This is a genomic window from Streptomyces albidus (ex Kaewkla and Franco 2022) (assembly GCF_013870515.1).
GTDB classification, from domain to species: domain Bacteria; phylum Actinomycetota; class Actinomycetes; order Streptomycetales; family Streptomycetaceae; genus Streptomyces; species Streptomyces albidus.
This window is the reverse complement of the sequence record NZ_JACBXA010000285.1, coordinates 1-6,759: the sequence shown is the minus strand read 5'-3', so window position 1 is coordinate 6,759 and position 6,759 is coordinate 1. Positions and strand designations below refer to the sequence as shown.

General features: G+C 71.7%; 2 protein-coding genes. Both read right to left on the bottom strand.

What is annotated here, in order from left to right:
- A partial coding sequence (locus H5J26_RS32330; protein WP_181768536.1) for a non-ribosomal peptide synthetase occupies positions 1-2,685 on the bottom strand: 2,685 nt, incomplete at its 3' end.
- The coding region (locus H5J26_RS26715; protein ID WP_235981157.1) for a condensation domain-containing protein at positions 2,682-6,759 on the bottom strand (4,078 nt) is incomplete at its 5' end. The genes H5J26_RS26715 and H5J26_RS32330, both read right to left, overlap by 4 nt.

The window sequence follows — 6,759 nt, the reverse complement described above, 5'->3', positions numbered from 1 at the left end:
CTCGATCTCGCCCGGCTCGATGCGGAAGCCGCGCACCTTGATCTGCTCGTCTGCCCGGCCCGCGTACTCCAGTCCGCCGTCGGCCCGCCATCTGGCGAGGTCTCCGGACCGGTAGAGCCGCGATCCGGGCGGGCCGAAGGGATCGGCCACGAACCGTGACGCGGTCAGCCCCGGTCGGCCGAGGTAGCCGCGTGCGACGCCGGCACCCGCCACGTACAGCTCGCCCGTGGTTCCGGGAGGCACCGGACGCAGCCTGCTGTCGAGCACGTAGAACCGCGTACCGGGGATCGCCGTGCCCATGGGGCTTCCCCGTTCGGCGAGACGGGCCTCGTTCAGATCGAGCCTGCTCGCGTGGACGGTGGTCTCCGTGATGCCGTACATGTTGACCAGGGCGGGAGAGCCGGGCTGTCCGAGGCCGCGCCGCTCGCGCCAGGCGCGCAGCCGGTACGGGCGCAGGGCCTCCCCGCCGAAGACGACGTAGCGCAGGGCCAGTTCACGGCCGCGCGGCCCGTCCTCCGCGTCGGCCGCGTCGAGGGAACGGAATGCCGAGGGCGTCTGGTTCAGTACGGTCACGCGCTCGCGGGCCAGCAGGTCGAGGAACTCCCTGGGCGACCGGCTCACTTCGTGGCCGACGACGACGAGCCGCCCGCCGTGCGCGAGGGCTCCCCACATCTCCCAGACGGAGAAGTCGAAGGCGCAGGAGTGGAACATCGTCCACACGTCGTCCTGGTCGAAGCCGAACGGGGCGGCGACGTCCTTCAGGAGCGTGACGACGCCGCTGTGCGGGACCACGACGCCCTTGGGGCGTCCCGTGGAGCCGGAGGTGTAGATCACGTAGGCCGCGTCCGAGGGCGACAGCGGTGCGCCGCGGTCCTCGTCGGTCAGATTCTCGGAGCTCAACTCGCCGTGTGCCTCGGAGAGTTCGTCCTGCGTGAGTGTGAGGAGCGGCTGTGCGTCGGCGAGGATCGTCTCGACGCGTTCGTCGGGCCAGCGCGGGTCGAGGGGCAGATACGCGGCGCCCGTCTTGGCCACGGCGAGGATCGCGACGACGAGGTCCGCCGTTCGCGGAAGCAGGACGGCGACCATTCGCTCAGGGCCGGCGCCGCGCCGGACGAGAGCTCTGGCCAGGCGGTTGGCGCGAGCGTTGAGTTCCCCGTAGGACAGCGCCGCATCCGGCGCGGTGACGGCCGTGGCTCCGGGGTCACGCGCCGCCCAGCGCTCGACGAGCTCGGGAAGGCACCCCGAGGAATTCTGCACGCGGCTGGACGCGGCCTCCGTGGGGCGCGGCACCAGGGACCGCCGCTCTCCGGGCGTGAGGGGATCGAGCCACCCGGCCGGACGGCCCGGGTCCGAGGCGACGAGGTCCAGCAGGCGGGCGAACCGGCGTGCCTCGGCGCCTGCTTCGGCCTCGGTGAAGCGGGCGGGGTCGGCGTCCAGGTCGACGCGCAGACCGGACCGCTCCGCGTCCTCGTAGACGGTGACGGACAGGTCCTCGACGGGGCCGATCGCCACGTTGCGCATCACGGCGGGACGCCCCGCGAAGAGCCTGCCGTAGTCGAAGGGCAGCACGTTCACGGCCAGCCCGTACAGCCGTCCCGTCCCGCCGGTCAGGCCGAGATCGCCGCGCAGATCCTCGTAGCGGTAACGCTGATGGCCGAGGACCTCCCGCAGTTCGGCACCGGCCGCCCGCACCAGGTCCGCCACCGGCTGCTCCAGCGCGACGGGAACCCTCAGCGGCACCACGTTCGAGGCCATTCCCGGTGCTGAGCGGACGGCTGCGCCCACCCGCGCGGTCACGGGCAGTCCCAGCATCACCTCGCCGTCCCGGCCCCCACCCGTACGGGCGTGCACGAGCAGCGCCGCTGCCGCCATCACCAACGCGGGCCACCGCACGTCGAGTCGGCGAGCCGAGTCCTGCACCTTCTGCCAGGTCTCAGGGGGGATCACGACGCTTCGGCGCACCGGGAGGCCGTCCGCTCCGGGAAGCGGGAGTGACTCCCCCGGCGACCAGGCGAGGTCACCCGCTTCGGGACGGTCCGCCGTCCTCGCCTGCCAGAACTCGCGGTCGGTGTCGACGAGTTGTGAGGCCCGGTACTCCGACTCGTCCTCCAGCAGGGTGCTGAGCGGCCCGAACTCGCCGGCGGAGGGCGGCTTGTCCTCCTCCAGCGCGGCGTAGACCTCCCCCAGCCGACGCGCGAAGAGGGAGGAGCTGAAGCCGTCCAGGATCAGATGGTGGGCTCCCAGGTACCAGCACGCGCTGAGATCCGAGAGCTGGAGCAGCGCCCCGCGGAAGAGCGGGCCACGGGCGAGGTCGAAGGGGCGCGCCAGGTCCGCGCGCATCCACGCCGTCGCCGCGCGCAGCGGGTGCTTCTCACCCCGCAGGTCCACGAACGGCACGCTCCAAGAGGGCAGCGGCCCGATCTGCTGCCGCGGCTCCCCCCTGTCCCCGACGGTGAAGCGGGCCTGAAGCCCCTCCGCTTCACCGATGACGTGCCGGAACGCCGACTCGAAGGTCTCCGGGTCCAGCGTCCCGGAGACCTCGACGCCGATGCCCACGTGGTAGCGGGCCGAGTGCGGCGCGAGTGCCTGGCCCAGCCACATGCCGGACTGGGCCGTGGAGAGCGGCACTTGGCCGCTCTCCCGGCTCCCCTCGCCCGCGCCGCCCGTGTCAGGGCGCACGCTCACGGGGTGTTCCCGGGAACCGTCGGGTCCCCTTGCATCCGGGGCAGCAGCAGACGGCCGATCTCGCCGAGCGCGTCCGGCCGTCCCATCTGGCCGTGCGAATGCTCCACGGACCGCACCTCCGGCTTCCCGCCGTCCAGGTACGGCAGCCACAGCTCCGCCGCGACCTGCACATCGGTCTCGCGTGCCGCGAACACCAGCGCGTCGCCCGCGAACCGGCCCGGGGTGTGGGCGCGTGCGATCGTCCCGTTGTTCAGGAAGATCCGGCAGATGGCCGCGACCCGCGCCTCGTCGAAGGTGGCGAGCAGACCGGTGCGCTCACGGGCGACCTCCAGGAACCGCGCGTACGTCAGCGTCTCGCCCTCCCAGCCGGAGGGGTCGTAGCCGAAGAACTCCAGAATGAGCCCCAGCACGGCTCCCACTCCGCCGTCCGGGTCGGCCTCGCACCCCTCCCCTTCACTTCCCACGGTTTCCGGGGAGCTCTGGGAGTCCGGTGGACCCGAGGGGAACGCGTCGAGCATCGCGACCAGACCGACCGACTCACCGCTCAACTGGAGCTGCACGGCCATCTCGTGGGCCACCAGGCCGCCGAACGACCACCCCAGCAGTTGGTACGGGCCGCTGGGCTGCACCTGGCGGACCTTCTTGAGATAGTCCGCGGCCATCTCCTTCACCGAAGCCGGCAGCACCTCCGTGCCGTCCAGACCTCGCGCCTGGAGGCCGTAGACGGGCTGGTCCGTGCCGAGCGGTGTCGTGAGGCCCGCGTAGGACCAGGCGATGCCGGCAGCCGGATGCACGCAGAACAGCGGCGGACGGCTTCCCTCCTCGCGCAGCGGCAGCAGTACGCCGATGCCGCTGGCCTCGTTCTGCCCGCCGTCCTCAAAGGTGCCGGTGCCGGACTCGGCGGCGGCCTCCGGCTCCTTCGCCGCCTCCGCAGTGTGCGCGGTGCCCGGCACGCCCGTCGCGTCCGTCGCATCCGGAGCGTCGGCTTCGACGGCGCCGACGCTTCGGGCCGGGTCGGTCGCAGCCGTCGTCAGCAGCCGTTCGAAGCGGGCTGACAGCTCCTCCACGTGCTCACGCTCGAGGAGGTGCGGACGGTAGTCCAGCCGCAGGAAGAGGCGCTCGCCCCTCGCCGAGACGATCAGACCCAGCGGGTAGTGCGGGGCGTCGTCACCTCCGGCACCCTTCAGGGCGAGACCCGGAGCGGGCTCGTCCATCACACCGTCGATGGGGTAGTTCTCGAACGCCATCACGGTGTCGAACATGTCGCCCATGTCCGTGATCCGGCGGATCTCACCGAGGCCGATGTGGTGGTACGGCATCAGCCGTGTCTGCTCCTGCTGGAGCCGTACGAACACCGTGCCCAGCGACTCGTCCGGGTTCAGCCGCACCCTCGTCGGCACGGTGTTGATGAACAGTCCCACCATCGTCTCGACGCCCGGCAGTTCGGCGGGCCGGCCCGAGACGACGGACCCGAACACCACGTCCTCGTTCCCGGTGGAGGCGCCCAGCAGCACGCCCCAGCAGGCCTGGAGGACGGTGTTGAGCGTCACCCCGTGACGGCGGGCCATCTCCACCAGAGCCGTCGTGGTCTCCTCCGGGAGTTCGACGGCGACGTGCGCGGGCGGCTTCGGTTCCCGGTCGCCCTCGTCCGGCGCCAGCCGGGTCGTGGTGGTCAGGTCGGCGAGCGCTTCGCGCCACGCGCCCTCCGCCTCCTCGGAGTCGACGCCTTCGAGCCAGGAGAGGTACTCGCGGAACGGTGTGATCGCGGGAAGTTCCTCCGCCGTGCCGTCCGTTGAGACGGCCTCCCGGTAGAGGGCGAACAGCTCCCGCACGATCACGGGCAACGACCAGCCGTCCAGCAGGATGTGATGCGTCGTCAGGACGAGCCGGTAGCGGTTCTCGCCTGTCGTCAGCAGCATCATCCGCACCATCGGCGGCCGGGACGGATCGAAGGGGCGGCCCCTCTCGGCGCGCATCAGCCGTCGTGCCTCGCGCTCCAGCCCGTCCCCCGTCAGCGCGCTCAAGTCCTCGGTGCGCCAAGGGAGTCGGGCGTCTCCGCAGACGACCTGCACCGGCTGGCGCATTCCGTCGTGCACGAAGGCGGCACGCAGGTTGCCGTGGCGTTGGAGCAGCGCCTGACCGGCGTCCCGCATCCGCTCCGCGTCCAGCGCGCCCTCGAGATCGAGCGACAGCTGCACGGTGTAGAGGTTGTGCCTGGCCTCGTCACCCTCCTCGGTGCCGTCCTCGTCGCCGGTCAGAGCGCCGAGCAGCACGTGGTAGAGCATGCCCTGCTGGAGCGGCGAGAGCGGGAGGATCTCCTCCAGGTCCGGATGCGTCTCCTCCAGCGCGTCGATCTCGCCCTGGTCGAGGGTGACCAGCGGGAAGTCCGAAGGTGTACGGCCGCCCGCTCCGGGCTGCGTCGCGTACTCGGCCAGGGAGTCGAGGATCTCGAACCAGGCGTCCGCCACGTCCCGGACCGTCTCCTCGTCGACGACCCCTTCGGGCCACACGAAGGAGACGGACAGCTCCGTGCCGTCCTGTGCGTCCTGGGTCAGCGCGTTGATGGACAGCGGGTGGGTCAGCGGCATGTCCGCGTCGGCCCCCGCGCTCATCGTCGTCTCCGGTGCCGGTGCCCAGTCGCGCTCCCCCGCGGCAGCGGGCAGCAGGAACCTGCCGAAGTAGTTGAAGCCGATGTGCCGCTGGGGGGCCGCCGCGAGCGAGAGGGACGTCTCGGGGTTCAGGTAGCGGAGCATGCCGAAGCCGATGCCCTTGTCGGGGATCGCGCGCAGCTGCTCCTTCACCCGGCCCAGCGCGCGGCCCAGTTCACGGCCCACGCCCTTCGCGGTCGTGGACTCGCCGGCCTCACCCGGTGCGAGGCGCACCGGGTACATGCTGGTGAACCAGCCGACCGTACGGGAGAGATCGGCACCCGGGACGACCGGTTCGCGGCCGTGTCCCTCGACGTCGATCAGCACGTCCCCCTCGGTGCCGAGGCAGCGCCGGACGGCGAGTGCGAGCGCGGTGAGGAGGACGTCGTTGATCTCACAGTGGAAGGCGGCGGGGATGGTGGTGAACAGGTGCTTGGCGCGTTCCGCCCCGTAGGTCAGCAGGTGTGAACGCGCCCGCCCGGTGGTGTCCCGCGCCGGGTCGAGGGGACGGCTGGCCAGCTGCGGGCCCGGGGTGTCCAGCATCTCGGTCCACAACGGGAGTTCGGCGAGGCGCTGCTCCTCCCGCGCCTGTGCGGACAGGGAGCGGGCCCAGTGCCGCAACGACGTCTCCACGGGCTGGAGCCGGGGCTCGTTCCCCGCTTCGAACGCCTCGTAGGCGGCGGCCAGGTCGGGCACCAGGATGCGCCAGGAAACTCCGTCGACGGAGAGGTGATGGCCCATGAACATCAGCCGGCCCGGTGCGTCGTCACCGGCGTCGAACCACAGGACGCGCACCATCGTGCCCGCCTGGACGTCCAGTTCCTCCTTGGCCCTTCCCGCTTCGCGGCCGATGGCCTCGGCGAAGTCGCCGCCGAGCTGCGTGACGTCGACGCGCCGGATGCAGGAGGACGCGGGCACCGCGCCGGGCGGGCGTACGGCGAGCTTCCACTCCCCGGAGGACTTCTCCAGGCGCAGGCGCAGCGCGTCGTGGTGATCGAAGAGCGCCTGCACCGCCTTCGTCAGCAGGTCCTCGCGCAGCCCGCCCGGAACCTGGAGCAGCACCGCCTGGTGGAACCCGTCGACAGGACCGTCCAGTTCACGCAGCCAGTGCACGATCGGGGTGAGCGGGACCTCGCCCACTCCGGACGAGGTCTCGCCTCCGGTAGCGCGTGTGGTCTCGCGTGCCACGGCTGCCAGCGCCCTGACGGTCTTGTGCTCGAAGACGTCCTGCGGTGTGAGGACCAGCCCCGCCTTGCGCAGCTGGCTCACCAGCTGGATGGAGACGATGCTGTCGCCGCCGAGGTCGAAGAAGCTGTCCTCCGGGGCGACTTCGGGCAGTCGCAGCACCGAGGCGAAGACGTCGGCGACCAGTTCCTCCCGCGATTTGCCGGGCTCGTTCTCCGTTCCGGCGGAAGCGGGGGCCGCC